Origin of the sequence: Desulfitobacterium metallireducens DSM 15288, assembly GCF_000231405.2 — a bacterium.
Taxonomy (GTDB): Bacteria; Bacillota; Desulfitobacteriia; order Desulfitobacteriales; family Desulfitobacteriaceae; genus Desulfitobacterium_A; species Desulfitobacterium_A metallireducens.
Window position 1 is genome coordinate 2,461,680 of record NZ_CP007032.1, and the last position, 20,739, is coordinate 2,482,418.

Genomic DNA, 20,739 nt, shown 5'->3' on the forward strand with positions numbered 1-20,739 from the left:
TTTAAACTTTTTTCATTAACATGCTATGAATTTGTTACCTAGCCATCGCCTTTAGTCGTTCAACCTGAACTTTTCCTCGCTCCCGGTAGACTTCCAGTTGGCGATAACCTTCTTCAATATGAATAATTTCTTTATCCACAACGATCATCACATTGGGATGGCAATACTCAACTTTTAACCGTTTCGTGCCCGGCAATTGAACCGTCGTGATGCTTACCCCTGACCCCCCTAATTCACGGATTTCAACATTTCCACTCGAAATAACCTTGCCTCCACGGCAAACGCCTTCGATTTTAACGTCTCCGCCCGTTTGGATCGTGGAATTATAAGTCCCTTTAAAACAGGTGAAGGATCCCCCACATTCAACCGTCGCCCCTTGAATATAATCAACCTCGCACTCCAACTTTTCGGGGACTTCGAGAGAAATGTTCAAAACTAACTGTTCTAAAGCCTGGTTCACCCGTTGTAAAAGGGGCAAAGCCTGAGGGTCAAGAGGGCCTAAGCCGACCAGAAAACGTTTCGCAGTTCGAATCAAGAGGACAATCTCCTGAGTCAGGAGATCATCTTTCGTCCCTAAAACAAACTTCTCGAGATCCGTCGCTATCTTAGGAAGATCAGGAAACCTGCGTTCCATTATAAGTTTTAAACACTGACCTGGTTTTAACCGCTCTGCCTCGGGAGAACTGAATAGCTCCGTCGTTTGCATCAAACAAGGGGTTAGATCTTCGTGGAACTCCCGCATACGCCGTAACAATTCTGAACGAACAACATAGCGTGCTCCTACGACCAAATGCCCACCTAATACATTATGAAAGACTTTAAGACCCTTTTCAGCACGAATTTCCGCTTTAGAGACCGAACCCTGAATCTCTACCTTTCCCCCTGAATAAACGTGAAGCCCATCCTGGACATTTCCATAGACAAAAACCTCACTTGGAAACTCAATGCTCCCCGTCGCCAAATCCACATCTTGATTGAGCAAATAAATATTCTCGACCAAATAGGTAATCTCATCCACACGAACAGGGATTCCAGCAGAGGTCGCAACAACTTCTAACCCATCTTCCGAAAGTTTAACATTCTTTTTTAATTTGAATTGAATATCCTTTAAGGGCAGCGGAGGAATCGGCCGATCTAAGACATCCTTGCCCTCTACTCCTTCTTTTCCGGGTATTTTCCGTGCTAAAATTGTGCCTTCATTGATAAAGTTCTTCTTCGAAGCAAAAAAATCAATGCGGTCTTCGTTTTCTTCATAGCCCTTCGAACATTCTCCCACAAAATCTTCGAAACGAGCAGGTATAGGAGCCAAAGGCAATGTTGCTTTGGCAACAACAACTTCTCCATTACCTTCAACGCACATTATTTCGGCCCAGGCTTCAGAACGAATTCCATGGACAATTTTCAACCGTTGGATATCCTCCTGTAAGTGTTTTTGATCCCAATACTCGCCCTCTGGAAGAGTCTCTTTCCAAACAACAATATCTTCCCATCTTAACCGAACATCAGCTGTGATCAACTCGGGCAACTCATAGCGTCCTGGTTTTTCCTGGTCTACTTTAGCCACTGCTGTCAACCCATTTTCGCGAATGACGAGCTCCCAAGTCCTTTGACCTAGACTTTCATTCGGAATAAACTCAATCTCATCCTCCTCTGTCACACGGAAGGACTCGAGCTGTACTTCCCCGTTCCAGAGGAGGGCTCCTGCTTCAGGATAAGGTATGATTTGCCGAACCGAAGAGGTCAAGTGGATTGTGTATTTCTTTTCAGCTGCGTTCCAAGCAGTCTGAATTTGAAGATTAGGTCCATCCACTTCGACCACATCACAGACCATACCCGGCGTAGACATCAAGTCTGATTGTTCTGCTTTCAGGCAGACCCGGACTTTCCATTGCCTCGAAAGGAATCCTGGTTTATCCAGAACCTCAATATCTAAATCTTCCGGTTGACAATCCCACTTTTGGGCATATTCACTCCGAATATCATCGATCGATTTCCCCCGCGTTGTCTCTTCTTTCATCTTTCACACCTCGTCAAAAATGATCCAGTTAATTCTGCGACTTGCTACTACAATTTATATTCTATTTAATGACTATTTTAGCAACTTTGGGATGATATTTCCAGATAATTCGATAAATTATATGTTTATCCAACTTTTTCCTTTCTTCTAGGCTCCTCCATCTGGACCTAAAGGCCAATTTATCTCCGCTTCCACTGCTTCGTCTGCTTTTTCAACTTCCTGATATCCTGTCGATTCTTGGCCGTTCGGATCTTGATGATTGCCTGGAACTTTAGGAAGGGGTTTAGATGGCGTTGTAACAATTGGTTTTAGTAAATCAACTTCTTGATCCTCAATAATCTTTGTCGTGGTTATCCCTTGTAATACATCGCTCATCACTTTTTGGGCATCCTTGGGATCAACCTCCCAATAACTTACACCATCTAGGTCCATAAACTTCCCAGGAAGTGTTTGCGAGACTATATCTACATTGTCAAAACCAACAGCTACTTTGGACAATTTAAGCATATCGCCTAGGCTTAAGTTGGTATGAACTGCCTTGTCAAGTTGAGGAATTAACCAAGGAAGTTTCGGAAGAGTCGAGACCTGAAGCATTTCCTTAGCGACTGCTTTCAAGACAACCTGTTGACGCGCTGTCCGTGAAATATCCGCTAGTGCATCATACCTAAAGCGGGCGTACTGAAGCGCTTGTGAGCCATCTAAGCGTTGAACCCCTTTTTTGAGGTTAATATATCCGTCTGTTTCATCTCCGGTTTCATAGTACATGTTTTTTTCAACATCAACCGTGATTCCCCCAAGGGTATCAATGATCTGTTTAAAACCGCTAAAGTTCGTCTGAATATATCCTGCAACCGTTACCCCTGTTAAATCAGCAACTTCTTTTTCAAGGGTTTGCATATCGTCAAGGGAGGCTACAGAGTTGATTTTAATATTGGGATGTCCTGGAATCGAAACCCGCGTATCGCGTGGAATTGAGAGCAAGCTAATTCTCTGGCTTGTAGGATCAATACTGGCCAGGATTAATGAATCCGTATTAAACTCTTCTATCCCCGGTCGTTGGTCGGCTCCCACTAATAAAACACTAACCCGATTCTTCATATCCGCCTCAGAGGCTTCTGTCGGGGGGGTACTATTAGGAGAAAGTGGAGATAATCCCCAATACCAAAAATACCCGCATACTAAAGCCGTAGCAAGTGATATACCTAATATTATAAATGCAAAAGCCTTTTTTCTTCTCACATCATCAACTCCATGCCAATGCTACGAAAACTTTCTATTCCCGTTTTCCATACTTTTCTGAGATGCTCCTTTTCATTGTACCTATTTTCCCTATACAATTCCAGTTTAGCCAAAAAAATTTATTTTTAGAAATAAAGAAGGCTTTGTAGAACATAATCGTTCTGCAAAGCCTTATCCACCTTTTCTCACTTTAATTGTCTTCTTAATTCATAGCGACCTTGATTAACCCCGGTTCACCCAACCCAACTTGCCCGATAACAGCTGATACAAGAGTCTTATGTTTTCTCAGAGATTCCAGTAAAACCTCTAACCGTTCCGCCGGCACAGAGATCAACAACCCGCCCGAGGTTTGGGCATCACATAATACAAGCTGTAGTTCCTCAGATATCTCTTTGTCAAATACCACTTTATCCGCAAGGAACTCTCGATTCGCAAGAGACCCTCCAGGAATCGCTTTTTTCTTCAGGCAATCCCAAGTCGCTTCAAGGATAGGTATTTTCTGCGCTTGAAGCTGAGCTTCGACGCCACTCCCCTTCATCATTTCATGAAGGTGTCCTAACAACCCAAAACCTGTGATATCGGTTACCGAACTCACGTTAGCCTCGATCGCCGCTTCAGAAGCGGATTTATTTAGCTCAGCCATCACGCGAATAACTTCTTGCTCACCTTCAACAGAGACTAAACCCCGTTTGATACCCGTCGTAATAATTCCGATCCCCAAAGGCTTAGTAAGCACAATATAATCACCCACTTGGGCTTTGGCATTGGATAGCACCTGTTGCGGATGGACGATTCCTGTAACTGAAAGCCCGTATTTAGGCTCTTGATCATCGATCGAATGTCCCCCCAGCAGAATGGCACCTGCTTCGCGGATTTTATCGTAACCTCCCTGCAAAATCTGTGCAAGAATCGATTTATCTAATTCCTTGATCGGAAAAGCAACGAGATTCATTGCCGTTAAGGGTTTTGCTCCCATCGCGTAGATATCGCTCAAAGCATTAGCCGCTGCAATCATTCCAAACGAGTATGGGTCATCGACGACTGGAGTAAAGAAATCTGCAGTTTGAACAATCGCCTGTTCCTCATTTAACTTATAAACCCCTGCATCATCATTGGTATCAATTCCAACAATTAGATTAGCATCTTTAACGTTTTTCGGTATATGACGCAAAACTTGCGCCAGGTCCGCAGGACCAATTTTACAGCCTCAACCCGCTTTAGTGGAATATTGGGTCAGGCGAATTTTATCTTGAGCATTTCCCAGCATCATTGTGAATCCCTCCTCCGATAAGCAATACATATATAAACTTATAACTTAATAATTATATATCGTTTCTCCTCTTCTTTCAAGTTTCCATATACACTCCGGTCCACTGGCTGAGAATACTCAGTATTTCCTCCCGATCTCCTTCTAGCAACGTTCTCGGATCAAAGAGGACCCAGTCCTTTTTGATTCGAGCTAAAATCGATACTCCAAACGTGCGCAAATAGGCTTCGAACTCCTGGACACTCCCTTGTCGTGGTCGCACAGCACAAACCCACGTCGATAATTCTTCAGTAGGCCAAGCGCCTCCGCCAACCTGGGAAAAATCAGCTTGCACTTCCACGTGAAAATAGGCAAGTTCTTCAATGCCATTTTTTAAAAGCTCTGCCTCAGCGCGTAGCTCTGTTTCAGGTTTTGAGAGCATTCTCCAGACCGGTATTTTATCTTCTTCGTCTCGTTCGTAAAGATGCAAGGTCCCTTCTAACGCAGCCAGTGTCAATTTATCGATGCGCAAAGCTCGAGTTAATTGATTCTTTTTTAATTTTTCAATAAGCTCACGCTTGCCGATAATGATACCCGCTTGTGGTCCTCCGAGCAATTTATCGCCACTAAACGTGACCAGACTGAGTCCTGATTGTACGGCTTGGGCAATCGTAGGTTCCGGTTGCAACCCCAAAAACAAACCATCTCTGAAGCTTCCACTTCCTAAATCCTCAACCACGGGTAACTTGTATTTTAGCCCCAATTCAACGAGCTCCTGGCTTGAAACAGCATGGGTAAATCCTTCGATACGATAATTGCTGGTATGAGCCTTAAATAGGAGGCCTGTTTCTGGCTGAATCGCCTCTTCATAATCGCATATCCACGTGCGATTCGTCGCGCCAACCTCAACAAGCTCTGCTCCACCGACTTTTAACACCTCGGGAATCCGAAACGAGCCTCCAATCTCCACAAGCTCACCCCGGGAAACAATCACTTTCCGATTTTGAGCAAAAGTATTCACGACCAAAAGAACCGCAGCCGCATTATTGTTCACGACCATTGCTGCTTCTGCTCCCGAAAGCTGGCAAAGCAGTTTTTCTACATGAACATAGCGCGAACCTCGCTCTCCGGTCTCAACATCAAGTTCTAGATTACTATAACGTTGCGCCTGCTCCGCGACAAATTCAGCGACCTCAGGAGCAAGTAAAGCCCTGCCGCAATTGGTATGGAGAATGACTCCTGTTGCATTAATGACCCGCCTTAAACTTGTCGGCTTATTTCGAAGCGCATCTCGCACATCATCTATAAGATAAGGCCAGATTTCACTTTCCTTAAGGCTTTCATCCTGTCCCCTTAGAATTTTATTCCGGATTTTTTGCAAACTCTCCCGAATCACTTGTGTTAAACGGTGTTTATCTCCTTTATTCGTCAAAAATGCAGTGAATTCTTCCATCGCTTCCAAGCGCGCTTGAACCTCATGCACTGCGGGTAAGGCTCTTAGTAAGGAATTTATTTTCTCCACTGCTAAACACTCCTCAACATTTATTTCTTGACTCGACTTATTTTCCCACAACTCGCCCGCACTCTTTTTAAGATTTCGACATCGGGTTTGTCTTATTATAAAGAAAACAATTCTATATCCCAACCCAAGCTAGACAGGAGGCATCACCCCATGTATTCACTTTTCCCAAGCCCTAATCAAAGCAAGCGAAAATCCGGAGTCGTTCTTCCCTTTAAACCTAAATTGGCTAAGAAACAACCCAAACCGTGTATTTTTTGCGGAGACACACTTCATCTCCAAACGTTTAAGGGGCAAATCGTTTGCTCAGCTTGCCTACAAGATATTCCTACCCTTTTCGTCTGCGGTTAAAATTATTATAACGAAGTTCTGTGGGAAAAGAAACTTTTGGAAAAACGAATAAACCGCTTGGTCTAAAATATAAAACGCAAATAAAACAAGGATGCCTAAGCTGAAACAAAATTCTCCAGCTACTAAGGCATCCCCTTTTTTTGATCCCTATTCAGTTAAAACGTCTTTTTCATGATTTGAACGGCGCGTTCGGGCATGATAGCTTTACCATGTTCCTCCAAGAATACCTTTGAGATATCGACAATCTCGCCATATTCATCAAGGAGGGCTTCAGCATATTGTTTTTTCTTGCCTGACCCGAGATGGCTCACAACTAAATAGTATTCCCCTTCATATACATAAAGGCTCGACCACACGCGAGGAAAATCGGGGAACCGTTTGACAGCCGCTAAAACATCCTCAAAATCATCAAACACATAAATCCATTCAAGAACTTTTGAACGCGGGCTACGCTTCTTCTCTTTTTCCTTAACTGGAGTTTCAAGAGTATCTTCTTGCCTCATGACGGTGATTACAAATTCATCGTTTGAAGCTGCGCTTGCCTGAATCCAAAAGGGTTGGTCAAGGTTAAACTCCACTTCTTCCCTTGCCTGCGTAATCAACTCCCAAAATAACTGCTCAGATTTCGCCGAGCGTTGAAATAAATCGGTCATTGAGATATCGCGATCAGCAAGTTCTGTAAAGGAGATGAAGATGCGGATTGTACTCTCATTAACCTTCTGTATACGCATAACCCCCACCTCTCCTTCCCTAATCTATAATTAGTTTATTCCTATGATATCATATTACGACTTGTCTTTGGGGTTAAAAAAATGTTTTTTTATTTTTCTTCTTTGGGGTCCAAAGATATAAGTTTGTAGTCCCTAGTTCCTAACCCGATTTCTTCGCCATAAGCCAATTGAACAGACCAGTCCACCGCGGGATGAAGCGTTCGGAACTTATCCCCTTCACCATGATGCTTCCCTAAGAGCGAATGAGGATTGCCATGGGCCTGATTTACAAGATCTACAGCTGCCTGATCAATGGCAACAGGGTCGGTTGAGGCTAAGATCCCAATATCGTGCACGATCGGAATATCGTTCCAACCGCAGCAGTCACAAAGGGGCGAGACATTATTAACAAAGGTAATAAATCCAACTTTGCCTTCTTTTCCTTTCAGAACCCCAGCTGTATATTCAACAATTTTCTCCTGAATCACATCCGGCTCCGTCTTCCAGTTTACAGTGATGGCTTTGTGAGGACAGGTTACAGCACATTCCCCACAACCGATACACAACTCGTGATTAATATGAGCTTTGCCTTCAATTGTAATCGCCTGGGCAGGGCACCATAGCTTGCATTTTCCACAAGCAATACAAACATCTTCCTTAACCGTTGGCAAAATATCCGAGTGCTGTTGTTGTTTACCAGCACGGCTACCCAGTCCCATCCCTAAATTTTTCAGGGTACCTCCGAAACCGGTTGCTTCGTGCCCTTTAAAGTGAGTTATAGCAATTAAAGCATCCGCGTGCACTGCCGCACTGCCGATTTTCACCTCTTGGAAATGTTTCAGACCTACCGGCACAGATACATAGTCTTTCCCATTTAAGCCATCGGCAATCATCAGAGGTGCTCCAACGACGGAATAATCAAAACCATTCTCGATAGCCGTTTCCAAATGATCCACTGCATTCGAACGGGAGCCTACATAAAGGGTATTGGCATCCGTCAGAAAAGGGCGACCTCCCTTCATCTTGACTTGATCCACAACCCGGCGTACATACTGAGGCCGAATGTAGGCTAAATTTCCTCGCTCCCCAAAATGCAATTTTAAAGCGACGAGATCCTTTGGTGCAATTCCCTCTAAAATCTTCGAACGATTCACAAGCTTCTCGAGCTTAGTCAACAGACTTTGCCCATTCTTAATCTGGAAGTTTGTAAAATAAACCTCAGCGCTCATATATATAGCCTCACTCCTTAACATTTTAACTTAAGGCAAAACTTCACATTGGTACACTTCCAAGCAATTCGGCAGTACCTTTATTTTAACTTGGTCCCCTAGATTAACAGTTTTATAAGTCCGATAATCCACCCAAAGACTTAAAGTCTGTGTTCCCTCTTGCACTTGAAGACTATACGGATTATCTTGGCTATTGCTCAACGATTTCCCTTGAAGCTCACCTTGAATTTCCTTGGGATGTTCAAACCAGTCTGGATTATCCAGACTAAACATTAAAAGATAGGCCCCTAAAATGACTGACCAAAATCCCACTCTGAGAATAATGAACAGACGTCCCCATTTTTTATATTGTTTTAGATCGTGTCTAACCTTTTCGATCAGACGAACGAGTAGAAACACGCTAATGATGCTCGTCATGATAACTTCAGGCCAGCTTATCTTCCACAAGTAGCGATAATAATTAAGCATGTTTCACCCCAGGATACCCTCATCTCTTAGAGACATTATAGGATGTTCTCCTCAAAGGGTCAACGTGGATAATAAGGGCACTCTGTTTTGAGACATTGCTTATTACGCCAAAAATCCTTACAGACAGGGAGTTTATGCGCCTCTTCTGAGAAGTGAACATTGCTATCCCGTTCAAGAATTTTTATTGCCGCAAGTATAGACGAATAAGTACTCCGCTTGCAGCATCTCGGCCCTCCGTAAGCCCCAACACTTTGTAAAACTTCACCTGTATCCCGATTCGTTTGCCCCCAGATTTCCTGGCTAAGCGGAGTCAGCCCACGAATAACACTAAGCGCAATACCTGTCCCAATGGCCGCTCCACACGCTCCCCAACTTCCACAGCTTCCACCCGGGAGTTGTTTGGCACGTAACCACGCATTTTTAATTTGTGAATCGGTAATATTCATCCCCATGTTCTTAAGAGCAGTCAACAACACCATAGGGACCATTAAATGATGCTCTGGGCCATGCATCTGGAAAACAGGCGCAGCCATAATTTCACGGGCTAGTTCAATCGGGTTCGTACTTAAACTCGTTTCGAGAATAATCTTAATGATTTGATTTGAATCCGCGCGGTGGCATTCATCGCAGATATAATGTCCGTGCTTACAGGAAATCGTACTTGTAAACTCTTTCTTGCAAAGGGAACAGTGATACGTTTTAACATTTTCAGAATAGCTTAGCTCCTCCCCACAAATCATACATCCTTCAGTATGCTTATTTTTCACTTCAATCTGCATCGAACAAAAGTCCTCCCTAACCGATAAAATGTATTCATTATCTATTGCCTAATTTTATACCCCATGGGGGTAACGACTTTTCTTCCTTAGTATATCACGATCTAGACGTATTGCCTACTCATAAAAGAAAAACCGCTATTCAATAATGAATAACGATCTATGTCCCTAGTCCCACGCACAAATTTTATTTTTACCATTCCGCTTTGCCTTATATAATCTTCTGTCTGCAATCATAAATATCTCTTTAAAATTTAAGCAAGTGCGATTTAAATTATCGGTAACCCCAATACTGATTGTAACTTGACACTGTTTTCCATTTTGCACAATCACTAAACTTCTTACCTTCTCTAAAATTTGCTTCGCTCTTATTTTCCCCTTTTCCAGCGAGACTCCTCTCAAAATAATTACAAACTCATCACCGCCATAGCGACCCAGTATGTCCGTTTCACGGATCATCGACGAGCATGCCTTACTGATGTGTTTAAGAATTTCATCACCATAAAGGTGACCATATTTATCGTTAATCGATTTGAAGCCATCGATATCAAATACCATGCAACATAGACTTTCCTTGTTTTCAGACGCCTGTTCTAACCAACACGTTGTCGTTGTTTCGATATAATTGCGATTATATAAACCGGTTAAATAATCCGTATTTGCTTTCTTAATTATAGACGCGATATTATGTTTTAGTTGAATCCTGAGCGCCGTCAATGCTAACTCCCTGCGACTAATTTCTTTAAGCAGAGCAATATATTCTTTTTGGACTGAATAACCCAAATTATAATCAGCCAGCTGATCACATAACTTGCATCGCTGTTCTTGAATGCTTTTCAATAAATAAACATCATTATAGCTTTCAACAAGTGTTTTGGCTTGGGTGAATGCTTCAAACGCATCTCTATATATTTTCATATTGCTGTACAAATGACCGAGTAAGTCATAGCACTCCGCTTTTTCTCGGATAAAGGAATCTAATAAAGGATTCTCGATCATTTCATCAATCAGAGATTTTGAATGACCAAAGTCATTCAAACCAATAAGTGCTTTCACCATATTAAGTTTAATTCTAAGCTCGAGTATAGGCTTAGCGGGCTGATGTAGCTTGGCCATAGCAAGCCCTATTTGTGCCATTTCTAAGGCTTTACAATAATCTTCATCAATCATATCAAGATGGCTATAATTAGCGTACGCATTGGCAACAACATTATACTTTTTTAACCTTTTCGCTAATTTAATACTTTCTTCAAGCATTTTCTTCGCTTCTTCATAATCTTTACTGCATTCATAAAGTACGAACCATAAATTATATGAATTGAGTAAGTCTGCTTCATCTCCATGCTGCTGACAAATTTCGTTATATGTGTCAAGACTGCTGAAAGCTAACTCAATTTCGCCGATGCTATAGTACGAAGCCGACTGATTATAATATGCAATCAACATTGACTTATAATCCTTGAAGGGCATTGCCCTTTCAAGAAGTTGATATGATTCCTCAATACATTCTTTATATTTGCCTTCTGCTCTTAATGTAGGAACATTTTGTTGAAGTAGGATTATATCTTCATTTGCCATATCGTTTTCTTCCTTAATCAATGTCGATATATTTCTTCAATGTATTAAAACAATAGTCTTATTATAGGACATTCATTAAATCGAAGTAACGTAAATTTTGTCGTTTTAAGGGAAGTCCAGCACAAAATTATAAGATATATAAGGGGCTATTTCACAATTTGTGGTCGTGTAGCTGCATATCCGCTCACTCAGGCGCTCCGTGGCTGGTTCACTTCTATGCGATAAGCTACGCTATCGAGTCTTTTTAGGACTTTTAGAATCGTAACTTCGTCATAGTGGGCGTAAAAACAAGGGCTGCGCACATATCATTGTGCAACAGCCCCTTAAGCTTCTATGTCGAATTTCCCGATACCATTCATGATCTTTTGTACATAGTTTTGTGTTTCCTGATAAGGCGGAATCCCTTGATATTTATCCACGGCTCCCGGCCCCGCATTATAGGCGGCTACGGCTAATGGAACATTTCCTTTAAAACGGTCGAGCAAATCCCGTAGAAAATGCGTCCCTCCATCCAGGTTTTGTGCTGGATCCATCGGGTTCGTCACCCCATAGGATTGTGCTGTTCCAGGCATCAACTGCATCAGGCCCATCGCACCAGCCTGTGAAACTGCACCCGGATCAAAGCCAGACTCTGCGAGTACAACTTGACGAATCAAGTTCGAATCCACGCCATATTTCTGTCCCACTTGCGCGATTAAGCTTTCAATATCTGAATTTCCCGAACCACCCACAGCGTAAGCTTGTTGGATCGTGTTAAACCCAGGACTGTTTTGTAGGCTAAAGGTTTGATAACTTTGATAACGTGAAGCGGAACCAAGCCCTGAACTGAGAGCACCCAGAATAGCACTAGAATTTGCATTTTGATCCTGTCCGGCAAGAGCTGACTCTAGCAACGTAGCAAAGAGAAGCGCCTGTGACGAATCTGCAGCCGGTGTTGAGGGGGTTCCGGAACTATTTTGCCAAGCTTGATTCATGTTTTGAAGTTGGAAAAGAAGAAGCATATCAGCTACATTCATCATAACTCCCCCTTCCCTTCTATGCTAATTGATGGAGTCCCTGAAGTTCTTCTTTTTCAAGAATCCTTTCCGGAATAAGGCACATAATGATCCGATCGGGTAAATTCACAATCCCCCCGATAAAGGGTGCTGTTACTAACTGGGGTGGCGCAGCAATTTGATCAAGAACGCTAACTTCCCGAACCTGATCCACGGAAAATGCTACAGTGTCTCCGTCAACTTCGGTGATCAAGGCTAATTTATGGTCTACGCCCACTTCTCCTTCAGCAGAAACCAAAACCTTTTCCTTTGCAATTCCAAATCGGGAATGCAGGTCGATAAGAGGAATAGCTGAGCCTCGAATATTAATAAGACCCATGACATAAGCCGGAGCTTGGGGGATCGGACGGACATTATCGAGCCGCGTAATTTCACGAACAACTTCAATCGGCATAGCATATTCTTCTTGCCCTAGTGAAAAAACAACCACTTGCTTCCCCATCGAATCACTTCCTATCTTTGAATTCATAACATCTCAATGTTCTTAACTCAGCTTAAACTTTACCTACTTCATTAACGGCTTTTTCTAGCGTCGAATCGGTAGTCTGAATGACCTTCTGATTTGCTTGATAGGCATTCATCACCGTAATCATCTTCGTCATCTGACCGGAAATATCGACATTGGATCCTTCAATAGCACCCTGCCGAATTTGCACAGTACCCATTTCCGCATTTTGAATTTGTGCGGGTTGAGATGAAGAATACAAGGATTGCCCTTCCCGTATCAACGTTTCTTCGGGAATTCGAACCATTCTTAAACGGTCAATTACTTGTCCTTGATCAGATACTGTCCCATTTGTGCTCACGGTAAATGCGCTGCTAAGTGGACCAATCGGACCCTTTTCACCAAGAACAGGAAATCCATCCGCGTTTTGCAAGGTACCTTCAGCATTGATCTGAAAACGCCCATTTCGAGTATATCGTTCCCCTTCAGGAGTCTGAACTGTGAAAAAACCAGGAGAGGCGAACGCCAAATCAGTAGGCAAATCCGTCGTCTGGAGCGCACCCTGAACATTCATGCGGGCAACGCTATCAACAACAACCCCTGTACCCATACTCCCAATCAAGGTATTTTCCGACATTCCGTTGGTAAGAGCTGTTCGCTCGATGAGCATATCGGGGAAAGCCTTTAAGATACCGTCTTCTTGCTTGTAACCAGGGGTTCTAACGTTTGCGACGTTATCTCCGATAATCTCACTTTGTGTTTGTGTCGCTAACATACCCGCTGTCGCCGTATACAACCCTCGAATCATGCTCTCACGCCTTCCCTATATAGAACTGACCCCCGATTTATTTTCCATCAATTGCCATTCGTAATAAGCCCAATTGATTCGACACGGTTTGAGTCACAGAATTATAGTATAAACTGTTTTCCGCAACATTGGCCATTTCTCGGTCAATATCCACGTTATTTCCATCATTCCTGAACGTTGTCGTCTCATCTTTTACTACACCCGATTGGCCTTTTCCCGAAACGCCTTGAATATGCTGAGGTGAAGTGATTTTTAAAGGGAGATTGGGGCCAGGTTCCCCCAAAGCTTCACCAAGGATTTGCTGAAAATCGACATCAGAGCGTTTGAAGTTAGGTGTATCCACGTTGGCTATATTGTCGGACAGTACTTTCTGCCTCAAGCTTGATGCATCTAACCCTTTTTCCAACACCGTCATGATCGGATTACTTAACCAACCTGACATATTACTACCTCCTTATGGAGTTCGCTACACCCCACATCTGATCTCCATAGGATACCATTCGAGAATTCATCTGATAGGCCCTTTGAACCTGAATCAAATCCGTCATCGAGTTTGCCAGATCGACATTGGACTGTTCAAGAGCTTGGCTACGAATTGTACCCAATCCAACTATAGGCATCCCCTCAGTTCCAGCCCCAGAACGACGAAACAAATTTCCGCCCAGTCTTTCCAATCCTCCCTGATTGGGAAAAGACACAATGGAAACAACACCTAAAGTTTGCATCACATCATTCACTTTCCCCCGGATAATTCCGTTTGAGCTGACACTTAAATCGGATGCCCCAGCAGGCAGGATAATCCCTGTTTGGGCCAGATTACCCTGTACATCGATAAGGCGTCCTTCTTGATCTACTGAATACGGTGCATTAACCTTGTTTAGGACTTGACCTAAGACAACATTTTCACCGTTGAGCACACCCGTAACCTGCCCTGAGGGATCTACTTTACCATTCGGTACCTCAGATGGGATTCTTAATGCTAATACCTGTCCCTCAGAGTTAACTAACATTCCATTAGCATCTGCACTAAAATCCCCGACCCGGGTAAAGGCAGTATCTCCATTGGGGAGTTGAACCGGGAAAAAGCCATCGCCAGCGATAGCAAGATTTAGAGGATTATCTGAAGGAACAACCGTTCCCTGTTTAAAATCCGTACCAATAGCATTATAGAGCACCCCTGCCCCAACATTTACTTTATCGCCCACTGGTGCCCCATTCATAGTCGTACCCTCGGGACGCAGTTCACTCGAGAGTGTTTCCGCAAAACTCGGTTGACTGGCTTTGAAGCCCGGTGTATTCACATTAGCTATATTATCGCCGACGACATCCATAGCGACTTGTTGAGCTCGGATCCCGCCCGCAGCTGTTCCCAGTAAACGCATAAACTTGCCTCCAATTGGGCCATTAAATTAGTTAATTTCGTTTAAGATCGATGAGTTCCTGTAAAAGCGTATCCGAAACGGTGATAACACGAGAGTTCGCTTGGAAACCCCGTTGAGCTACGATCATATCCGTAAATTCTTGAGAAAGGTCAACATTGGACATTTCAATGGCACTAGGAACGATAGAGCCTCGTCCCGCTTGTCCTGCAGAGTAAACATCGGCTTGACCGGAATTATTGGTATCTTTATAAAAGCTCGAGCCAATATTCTCCAAGCCCGAATCATTGGCAAATTGAGCAATGGCAATTTGCGCAATTTTTTTCGTTTCTGAAGTGGTTCCATTATTATAAACCCCTGTTACCACTCCATTTTGGTCAATACTATAAGAAGTTAGGGCCATGTTCCCAGCAGTTGCTAATTTGCCCGTAGCTAACGGATCCGTATCAGACGGTTCCTGCCCTCCCAATAGAAACTGAACATTTCCCATACTACCCGCAGCATTAAAAGCTGCCTTATCCGCAGGGTCTGTTTGAGTTGCCTTATATAAATACCCTTGTACTAAGGCCCCTGTACCTGGATCTACCAAGTTTCCTGCACTATCTAACGTGAACGAACCGTTACGCGTATAAACCGTATTGCCTTGATTCTTTAAAACAAAAAAACCGGAACCCTGAATTAACATATCTGTTGGCTTGCCCGTAGACTGTGTACTCCCCTGAGTCATAATCTGATCGATAGAAGCCAAATTGGAGCCTAGTCCAACCTGCATTGGGTTAGTTCCCCCAAAGGTCACAGGGGCCGTTGTATCTGGACTTGAAGCGCCTTTTAGATTTTGGCTCAACATCGTGGAAAAAGTGACACGACTCCGTTTAAAGCCAGTTGTATTCACATTAGCGATATTGTTGCCGATAACATCCATTTTGGTTTGATGATTTTTCAGCCCAGAAATGGCTGCATAAAGCGAACGCATCATAATGGGTTACCCTCCAATTTTATTTTTTAACTTCTGTGATTTGATTCATCTCTAATGTCTTAAAAGAACCGTCAGCTTGTAACAAATTCAGTTGAGGATTGCCATCAAGCCATTTTACAGAGTCCACAATCCCGCTGATAACAGTTACTCCGTCAGTGTCCATACCGCTGACTTGTTTCCCAATCAATGCAGCTCCCTGAGTAAGAAGACCTTGTTGAAAATAACCTGTCATACTCGCTTTTAAATTTTCCATCGACTGAGCAACATTGTTCATTTGCTCCAATGAACTAAACTGAGCCATCTGAGCAATAAAATCTTTATTATCCATAGGTTGTAAAGGATCTTGGTTTCGAAGTTCAGTCGTCAAAAGTTTAAGAAATTCATCTTTTCCCAACGTCTGATTGACTGCATTAGAAATAGTTTGACTACCTTGGGTTGTATTCTGGGTTCCTGATGAAGGGGTTGAGTTTGTTGCATTTATGGTACTCATATATCCTCCTAAGCCGTGACATTGATCCGATGACTTTGACCTATTTCCTGATTCGAACCATTTAGCGCAGAAACAGTTTCTCGTGCTTCATCCGGATATAAATCATCCGATTCATGTTGATCTTGATTGTTAGGTCTAGAGGTGAATGTTTGATTCCGCCCTTGATTAAAATTAGGATTAGAATCTGCAAACCCCATTTGCATCAGACCGCATTGAACCCCTGACTGTGAAAGAGAGTCACGCAGCACTGGAAAATTATTTTGCAAGATTTGTCCCGTAACTGCTTCAGAAGCATGCATCAGGAGATGAACCTGACCGTTATCTAAGGATACAGAAATCGAAATTTGACCGAGTTCTGCCGGATGAAGTTGAATATTCAATTCGCGAACGACCGGAAGTTGATTGAGGACTTTAGCTTGCAACTCTTGAGCTACCTGCTGCCATATCGGTACGTTCACCGGTGTATCTGCTTTAACTGCTGAATTTGCCACAGAACTCAGATTTAAATTATTAATCATATTTCCTTGATTTAACGAAACAAGGTCACTTTCCGCACTCTTCTGACCTGCTTCAGTCTGAAGTTTGAGGTGTGGACTATTTTCTTTTAGCTGTTGTCCATCCACTAGAAACTCTTTCTGCGTTTGAGCTAACGAAAGGTTTTGGATTTGAACACGCTTTGAATTCAGATTTCCATTCTCATTATTTTGGATTGTCTGACCATCAACGTTCGTTCCAGTTTCTATGAGCTTACTCTTCAAGCGGTTTGGCATTCCCGTCTGTAGATCACTCAAATTCATACTCTGAACTGCATTTATTTCTGCATCAGGACTTATCATCTGATTACGCAGGACCAACTGCAACGCTTTCAAAGCCTGTGCAAAATCATTCTGTTTTACTTGTGTTAGACCAAAATCTGGATTTTCAAGAGAAACACCCAATACCCCATTCGAATTCGGCATCTCAGCCTTCATTCCCTGACTTAATTGGGTAAGCAGTCCTTGGATCTCAGCAGGTTTAACAGACACCTTACTGATTTCCCCTGACATGTCCTGTAATAGCTGTGTAATCAATACTCTATATTGATCCAACTCCGATAACGGTAATTCTCCCGTTTGAAGTTGCCCTGACCCTATCCCTGAATCAGCAACATCTCCGAATAGGTTTCCTTGGGAAAGAAGTGTGCTTTGTTGTTCTTGCCCACGGGTTGATCCCCAGTTAAGTCCCGCAACTGTTCGTAATGAACCAAGCATACCCTCTAATCCCTGAATACCTGTTTGTCCGGAATTGGCCTCCTTGCCTGCCGGATTACTACTCTGTTGTCCAGAGTCTTGTCCTTGTCCCATTACTTGAGCCATCCAACCACCAAAGATCGCTGCAAATTCCATTGCCACAGGATCTGTGCCTGAACTCTCTTCCTTCGGAAGGGTCGCCCCTTTAATTTTAGGCGTCGAATTTCCACTGACAAGGACGTTAATTTCTGACATGGCATCACCTCCAAAATTAGACTCTATTTTCTATATCGTAAAAACCTGTCGGAAACTTAAGGTTTTGATAATCATTTTAAAAGAGATTCTTTTTCTGCCGACTTAAGCGTCCTCGTAAACGTAGGATCGCTTGAGAATGGAGCTGAGAAATGCGAGACTCAGAAAGACTCATCACAGCTGCGATTTCCTTAAGTGTTAAATCTTCCTGGTAGTATAAAGCCACAACTAACTTTTCCTTCTCGGGAAGCTTTTCGATGGCATTCGCCAGAATTTTATGTTGTTCCTCAATTTCAACTTCCTGAAAAGCCTCTTGAGCCTCAGGATCTTTTAACATGCTTAATGGAGACAGATTTTCTCCCTCGTCTCCTGTAGATAACTCATCAAGTGAAGTTAAATTTAACATCTGTCCTTGTTGAATAGCCCCTTCGAGTTCTCGTACATCCATCTGTAAGTATGTTGCGACCTCATCAACTTCGGCTGGTCGCCCCAGTGTTGCTTCAACTTTAGCAAAAGCTTCCTGAATATGTTTTACTTTTTGACGAGCGGAATGGGGCACCCAATCCATTGTCCGCAAACCATCGATCATTGATCCCCGTATTCTTAAATTGGCATAAGTCTCAAACTTAACCCCGCGGGCTAAATCAAAACGCTCCAGCGCGTCGAGCAAACCAAAGACACCATACCCGATCAAATCATCTTCATCCACATGTTGAGGAAGGGCAATCGCAAGTCGGCCCGCAATCCGTTTAACCAAAGGCAAATATTTCTCAATCTGCTCAATTTTCCAATGACCCTGGGAAGTAGCTCCTTCATAAGGATTGGTTATCACGCGAATCGACCTCCTTTGCTCATTACTTATTCACCCCAGCCCATGCGCCGAACCATGTCCGCTTGTTTCGCTTCATCAGGCAACCCTTCGGATAAATCAGCATCCACTTGACCCGCTAGGGGAGGGTCTATTTCATCCTGTCCCACTGCTACATCAAGAAAAGCGCCACGGCCTTCATCCGCTTCACTCTCACTAACGATATTTTCTGGCAAGTCTTCATTGGGGGAAGCTGCTTTTTCAAACCCGTATAAACTTCCATAACTCAGTCCATATATCAATAAAAAAGATAAAATCATTCGAATCATAATCCGTAAGAAACTTGCATTCGTTTGCCAGCTGAGAATTCCCACCAGGATTGCTGTTCCAAGCGCTAATCGCCAAGCCCAAATTCTTAAAGTTTCATGGTTCAATCAAATCACCTTTTCGCCATGGTTAATCGTCCGAACCTTTAATTCTCCAGTACCGACATCGAAATGAATGGTCCGCCCAAAACTTCCGCCTACATCAGCAACAAGCAAAGGAATACCTAAACGTTTCAATTCCGCCTCTACTGCCTCAGCATTGCGATCCCCGATTTTTAGGACAGTCGTTTTTCCCGGAAAGGAAAACATCTGTGCACCACCCGCAATTTTAGCTCTGAGTCGCATTTTCTTAGCTCCAAGACGGAGGATATCTTGAATCATAAGTTCAACCGCCGTATCGGCATATTTCGCCAGATTTACTCCTGCATGTCCGCTCGATGTAGGTAGCATGATATGGGCCATCCCGCCCACTTTTTCCACGGGATCATGAACACAGATCCCAATACACGAACCTAAACCGGCCGTCATTAAAATATCCGGAGTTTTCGAGGTCTTATAATCTGCCATCCCTACTGTGATCACATTGCTCATACTCCTAAAGCTCCCAACAGTTTCTTCATCGAACCATCGTTCGGAAGAAAAATAAATTGTCCCTCAATTTGGGGTATTCCTGTCATCTGAGTGTCAATAAATAAAACACTGTCATCTAGGGTACCGTCTTCTAGCATAATGGCGTCAAAAATTGCACCCACCATATCCACGGCAAGAGCTGGAACAGAGGGCTGCAAAGGAATTCCTGAAAAACTGGTCAGTGCGATTAAAAAAGAGCTGACCATGATATTACCCACTTCCTTAAGTGCGGATTGTGCCATTTCATCCACAAAAAGGTCCAATGGCTGATCTGTGCCAATTAAGGCTTGAACTACAACTTCCGCGCTCTCTAAAGGAAAGAAAAAAACAGCCTTACCTTCAGCCTCTCCTTCAACTTTTACATAGACCACGGCTTGGGGCGAATCCAATTGACCAATAATCGTTTCAATATTTTCATAAGGCACCACCCAGACTTCTGGAACTGACATATCAATGCGCCGTTGCAGAAGAGTCGATAAAGCCGTTGCAGCATGACCAGAGCCTATATTTCCAATCTCTCGTAAGGCATCTAATTGAAGTTGTGTGATTTCCATAGCTAGACCAGTCCTTTCTTGCGCATATCCCTCTGTAAATCAAAAACACAGCGGATGATGCGATCGCGATCACGTTCTGGAATCTGGTAAAAATCAACCGAGATACTGTATTTTTTACTTTCTACCTCTTTTTCCATGCGACAAACTCGAGCTGAAATTTGTATCGGTCCAGTGGGCAAATCAAGAGTCGCGATCAGGATAGCCCCTTTTTCAACGGGTTCATTCGTTTGGAACCGCATTCCGCCTCCGCTCAAATCCAGCATGGTTCCTTTCTGGGTATCACTTAGCCCTTGCCTTGTGACTGCACGAAAGGTTACTAGATAAGTAGCGGGAATCCTAACATAATTGCGACGTTGGACACGACGAATATCATTAGAATATTCCAATATAAAAATAGCAACAGGGACAGCAATCCTCTGCATAATGGTCGTATTTATTTCATACGCTGCCACTTCATCCCAAAAGATAACTTTGAGTGGGGTTCCTTCCCGAAGAGGAACAAGCTGGCCTTGCACCATGGGTGCAAAAACAGAGATAATCTTTTCTCCCACTTCATCAAGATGCGTTTTATACTGTCCGGCTAACTCTCCTTCGGAAATCATAAGATCAACAGCCAGACCGGGTACAAGTTTTTTGCGGTAATCCATACCACCA

General features: G+C 43.2%; 23 protein-coding genes. 1 reads left to right on the forward strand and 22 read right to left on the reverse strand.

Annotation, left to right across the window (positions count from 1 at the left end; genetic code table 11):
• Positions 1 to 34: 34 nt before the first annotated feature.
• The 4 genes from DESME_RS11990 to selA all read right to left on the reverse strand — a co-directional run bounded on the left by DESME_RS11990 (position 35) and on the right by selA (position 6,024).
• On the reverse strand, positions 35 to 2,017 hold the full coding sequence (locus DESME_RS11990) for a FapA family protein (RefSeq protein ID WP_006716678.1): 1,983 nt from the start codon (positions 2,015 to 2,017) through the stop codon (positions 35 to 37).
• Between the two features lie 147 nt (positions 2,018 to 2,164).
• Complete coding sequence (locus DESME_RS11995) at positions 2,165 to 3,256, reverse strand: LCP family protein (RefSeq protein ID WP_006716679.1); 1,092 nt, start codon at positions 3,254 to 3,256, stop codon at positions 2,165 to 2,167.
• Between the two features lie 202 nt (positions 3,257 to 3,458).
• Positions 3,459 to 4,526: a selenide, water dikinase SelD gene (gene selD / locus DESME_RS12000; protein WP_084553192.1), complete on the reverse strand. Its 1,068-nt coding sequence runs from the start codon at positions 4,524 to 4,526 to the stop codon at positions 3,459 to 3,461.
• A 76-nt stretch (positions 4,527 to 4,602) separates the two neighbouring features.
• The gene (selA, locus tag DESME_RS12005) at positions 4,603 to 6,024 is read right to left on the reverse strand and encodes an L-seryl-tRNA(Sec) selenium transferase (RefSeq protein ID WP_006716681.1); all 1,422 of its coding nucleotides are present in this window, start codon (positions 6,022 to 6,024) and stop codon (positions 4,603 to 4,605) included.
• 150 nt (positions 6,025 to 6,174) lie between these two features.
• On the opposite strand from selA, the gene DESME_RS12010 reads away from it, so the two are divergent.
• Positions 6,175 to 6,372: a hypothetical protein gene (locus DESME_RS12010; protein ID WP_006716682.1), complete on the forward strand. Its 198-nt coding sequence runs from the start codon at positions 6,175 to 6,177 to the stop codon at positions 6,370 to 6,372.
• 155 nt (positions 6,373 to 6,527) lie between these two features.
• Here DESME_RS12010 and DESME_RS12015 read toward each other — a convergent pair whose 3' ends face one another.
• From DESME_RS12015 to DESME_RS12100, 18 genes are all read right to left on the reverse strand, one after another.
• Positions 6,528 to 7,103: an adaptor protein MecA gene (locus DESME_RS12015; RefSeq protein WP_006716683.1), complete on the reverse strand. Its 576-nt coding sequence runs from the start codon at positions 7,101 to 7,103 to the stop codon at positions 6,528 to 6,530.
• A gap of 89 nt (positions 7,104 to 7,192) precedes the next feature.
• Positions 7,193 to 8,311 (reverse strand): DUF362 domain-containing protein, encoded by a 1,119-nt coding sequence (locus tag DESME_RS12020; RefSeq protein WP_006716684.1) that lies wholly within the window; start codon positions 8,309 to 8,311, stop codon positions 7,193 to 7,195.
• A 30-nt stretch (positions 8,312 to 8,341) separates the two neighbouring features.
• The gene (locus tag DESME_RS12025) at positions 8,342 to 8,779 is read right to left on the reverse strand and encodes a hypothetical protein (protein WP_025248800.1); all 438 of its coding nucleotides are present in this window, start codon (positions 8,777 to 8,779) and stop codon (positions 8,342 to 8,344) included.
• 59 nt (positions 8,780 to 8,838) lie between these two features.
• The gene (locus tag DESME_RS12030; RefSeq protein WP_006716686.1) at positions 8,839 to 9,558 is read right to left on the reverse strand and encodes a DUF5714 domain-containing protein; all 720 of its coding nucleotides are present in this window, start codon (positions 9,556 to 9,558) and stop codon (positions 8,839 to 8,841) included.
• A 165-nt stretch (positions 9,559 to 9,723) separates the two neighbouring features.
• Positions 9,724 to 11,154, reverse strand: a complete 1,431-nt coding sequence (locus DESME_RS12035; RefSeq protein ID WP_242837404.1) for a tetratricopeptide repeat-containing diguanylate cyclase — start codon at positions 11,152 to 11,154, stop codon at positions 9,724 to 9,726.
• A 302-nt stretch (positions 11,155 to 11,456) separates the two neighbouring features.
• Complete coding sequence (locus DESME_RS12040) at positions 11,457 to 12,149, reverse strand: lytic transglycosylase domain-containing protein (RefSeq protein WP_006716688.1); 693 nt, start codon at positions 12,147 to 12,149, stop codon at positions 11,457 to 11,459.
• A 19-nt stretch (positions 12,150 to 12,168) separates the two neighbouring features.
• Positions 12,169 to 12,630 (reverse strand): chemotaxis protein CheW, encoded by a 462-nt coding sequence (locus tag DESME_RS12045; protein ID WP_006716689.1) that lies wholly within the window; start codon positions 12,628 to 12,630, stop codon positions 12,169 to 12,171.
• Between the two features lie 52 nt (positions 12,631 to 12,682).
• On the reverse strand, positions 12,683 to 13,441 hold the full coding sequence (locus tag DESME_RS12050) for a flagellar hook-basal body protein (RefSeq protein ID WP_006716690.1): 759 nt from the start codon (positions 13,439 to 13,441) through the stop codon (positions 12,683 to 12,685).
• A 37-nt stretch (positions 13,442 to 13,478) separates the two neighbouring features.
• Positions 13,479 to 13,883: a flagellar basal body rod protein FlgB gene (gene flgB / locus DESME_RS12055; protein ID WP_006716691.1), complete on the reverse strand. Its 405-nt coding sequence runs from the start codon at positions 13,881 to 13,883 to the stop codon at positions 13,479 to 13,481.
• 4 nt (positions 13,884 to 13,887) lie between these two features.
• The gene (locus DESME_RS12060) at positions 13,888 to 14,823 is read right to left on the reverse strand and encodes a flagellar hook-basal body protein (protein WP_006716692.1); all 936 of its coding nucleotides are present in this window, start codon (positions 14,821 to 14,823) and stop codon (positions 13,888 to 13,890) included.
• A 31-nt stretch (positions 14,824 to 14,854) separates the two neighbouring features.
• Complete coding sequence (locus tag DESME_RS12065; RefSeq protein ID WP_006716693.1) at positions 14,855 to 15,796, reverse strand: flagellar hook-basal body complex protein; 942 nt, start codon at positions 15,794 to 15,796, stop codon at positions 14,855 to 14,857.
• 19 nt (positions 15,797 to 15,815) lie between these two features.
• Entirely contained in the window at positions 15,816 to 16,286 is a 471-nt protein-coding gene (locus tag DESME_RS12070) for a flagellar hook capping FlgD N-terminal domain-containing protein (protein WP_006716694.1), read from the reverse strand.
• An 8-nt stretch (positions 16,287 to 16,294) separates the two neighbouring features.
• A complete protein-coding gene (locus DESME_RS12075; protein WP_006716695.1) occupies positions 16,295 to 17,770 on the reverse strand; it encodes a flagellar hook-length control protein FliK in 1,476 nt (491 codons plus the stop codon).
• Positions 17,771 to 17,846: 76 nt separating this feature from the next.
• Positions 17,847 to 18,596, reverse strand: coding sequence for a FliA/WhiG family RNA polymerase sigma factor (locus tag DESME_RS12080; RefSeq protein WP_025248802.1), 750 nt, complete (start codon positions 18,594 to 18,596; stop codon positions 17,847 to 17,849).
• 29 nt (positions 18,597 to 18,625) lie between these two features.
• Entirely contained in the window at positions 18,626 to 19,009 is a 384-nt protein-coding gene (locus DESME_RS12085) for a hypothetical protein (RefSeq protein WP_006716697.1), read from the reverse strand.
• On the reverse strand, positions 19,010 to 19,492 hold the full coding sequence (locus DESME_RS12090; RefSeq protein WP_006716698.1) for a chemotaxis protein CheD: 483 nt from the start codon (positions 19,490 to 19,492) through the stop codon (positions 19,010 to 19,012).
• Entirely contained in the window at positions 19,489 to 20,085 is a 597-nt protein-coding gene (locus DESME_RS12095) for a chemotaxis protein CheC (protein WP_006716699.1), read from the reverse strand. The genes DESME_RS12090 and DESME_RS12095 overlap by 4 nt, the downstream gene beginning before the upstream one ends.
• 2 nt (positions 20,086 to 20,087) lie before the next feature.
• On the reverse strand, positions 20,088 to 20,732 hold the full coding sequence (locus tag DESME_RS12100; protein WP_006716700.1) for a flagellar brake protein: 645 nt from the start codon (positions 20,730 to 20,732) through the stop codon (positions 20,088 to 20,090).
• Between the last annotated feature and the right edge of the window lie 7 nt (positions 20,733 to 20,739).

Bases quoted from the DNA above. Each gene is read 5' to 3' on its own strand.
- DESME_RS11990 (WP_006716678.1), bottom strand. From the start codon at position 2,017: ATGAAAGAAGAGACAACGCGGGGGAAATCGATCGATGATATTCGGAGT.
- DESME_RS12010 (WP_006716682.1), top strand. From the start codon at position 6,175: ATGTATTCACTTTTCCCAAGCCCTAATCAAAGCAAGCGAAAATCCGGA.
- DESME_RS12015 (WP_006716683.1), bottom strand. From the start codon at position 7,103: ATGCGTATACAGAAGGTTAATGAGAGTACAATCCGCATCTTCATCTCC.
- DESME_RS12020 (WP_006716684.1), bottom strand. From the start codon at position 8,311: ATGAGCGCTGAGGTTTATTTTACAAACTTCCAGATTAAGAATGGGCAA.
- DESME_RS12025 (WP_025248800.1), bottom strand. From the start codon at position 8,779: ATGCTTAATTATTATCGCTACTTGTGGAAGATAAGCTGGCCTGAAGTT.
- DESME_RS12030 (WP_006716686.1), bottom strand. From the start codon at position 9,558: ATGCAGATTGAAGTGAAAAATAAGCATACTGAAGGATGTATGATTTGT.
- DESME_RS12040 (WP_006716688.1), bottom strand. From the start codon at position 12,149: ATGAATGTAGCTGATATGCTTCTTCTTTTCCAACTTCAAAACATGAAT.
- DESME_RS12045 (WP_006716689.1), bottom strand. From the start codon at position 12,630: ATGGGGAAGCAAGTGGTTGTTTTTTCACTAGGGCAAGAAGAATATGCT.
- DESME_RS12050 (WP_006716690.1), bottom strand. From the start codon at position 13,441: ATGATTCGAGGGTTGTATACGGCGACAGCGGGTATGTTAGCGACACAA.
- flgB (WP_006716691.1), bottom strand. From the start codon at position 13,883: ATGTCAGGTTGGTTAAGTAATCCGATCATGACGGTGTTGGAAAAAGGG.
- DESME_RS12060 (WP_006716692.1), bottom strand. From the start codon at position 14,823: ATGCGTTTACTGGGAACAGCTGCGGGCGGGATCCGAGCTCAACAAGTC.
- DESME_RS12065 (WP_006716693.1), bottom strand. From the start codon at position 15,796: ATGATGCGTTCGCTTTATGCAGCCATTTCTGGGCTGAAAAATCATCAA.
- DESME_RS12070 (WP_006716694.1), bottom strand. From the start codon at position 16,286: ATGAGTACCATAAATGCAACAAACTCAACCCCTTCATCAGGAACCCAG.
- DESME_RS12075 (WP_006716695.1), bottom strand. From the start codon at position 17,770: ATGTCAGAAATTAACGTCCTTGTCAGTGGAAATTCGACGCCTAAAATT.
- DESME_RS12090 (WP_006716698.1), bottom strand. From the start codon at position 19,492: ATGAGCAATGTGATCACAGTAGGGATGGCAGATTATAAGACCTCGAAA.
- DESME_RS12095 (WP_006716699.1), bottom strand. From the start codon at position 20,085: ATGGAAATCACACAACTTCAATTAGATGCCTTACGAGAGATTGGAAAT.
- DESME_RS12100 (WP_006716700.1), bottom strand. From the start codon at position 20,732: ATGGATTACCGCAAAAAACTTGTACCCGGTCTGGCTGTTGATCTTATG.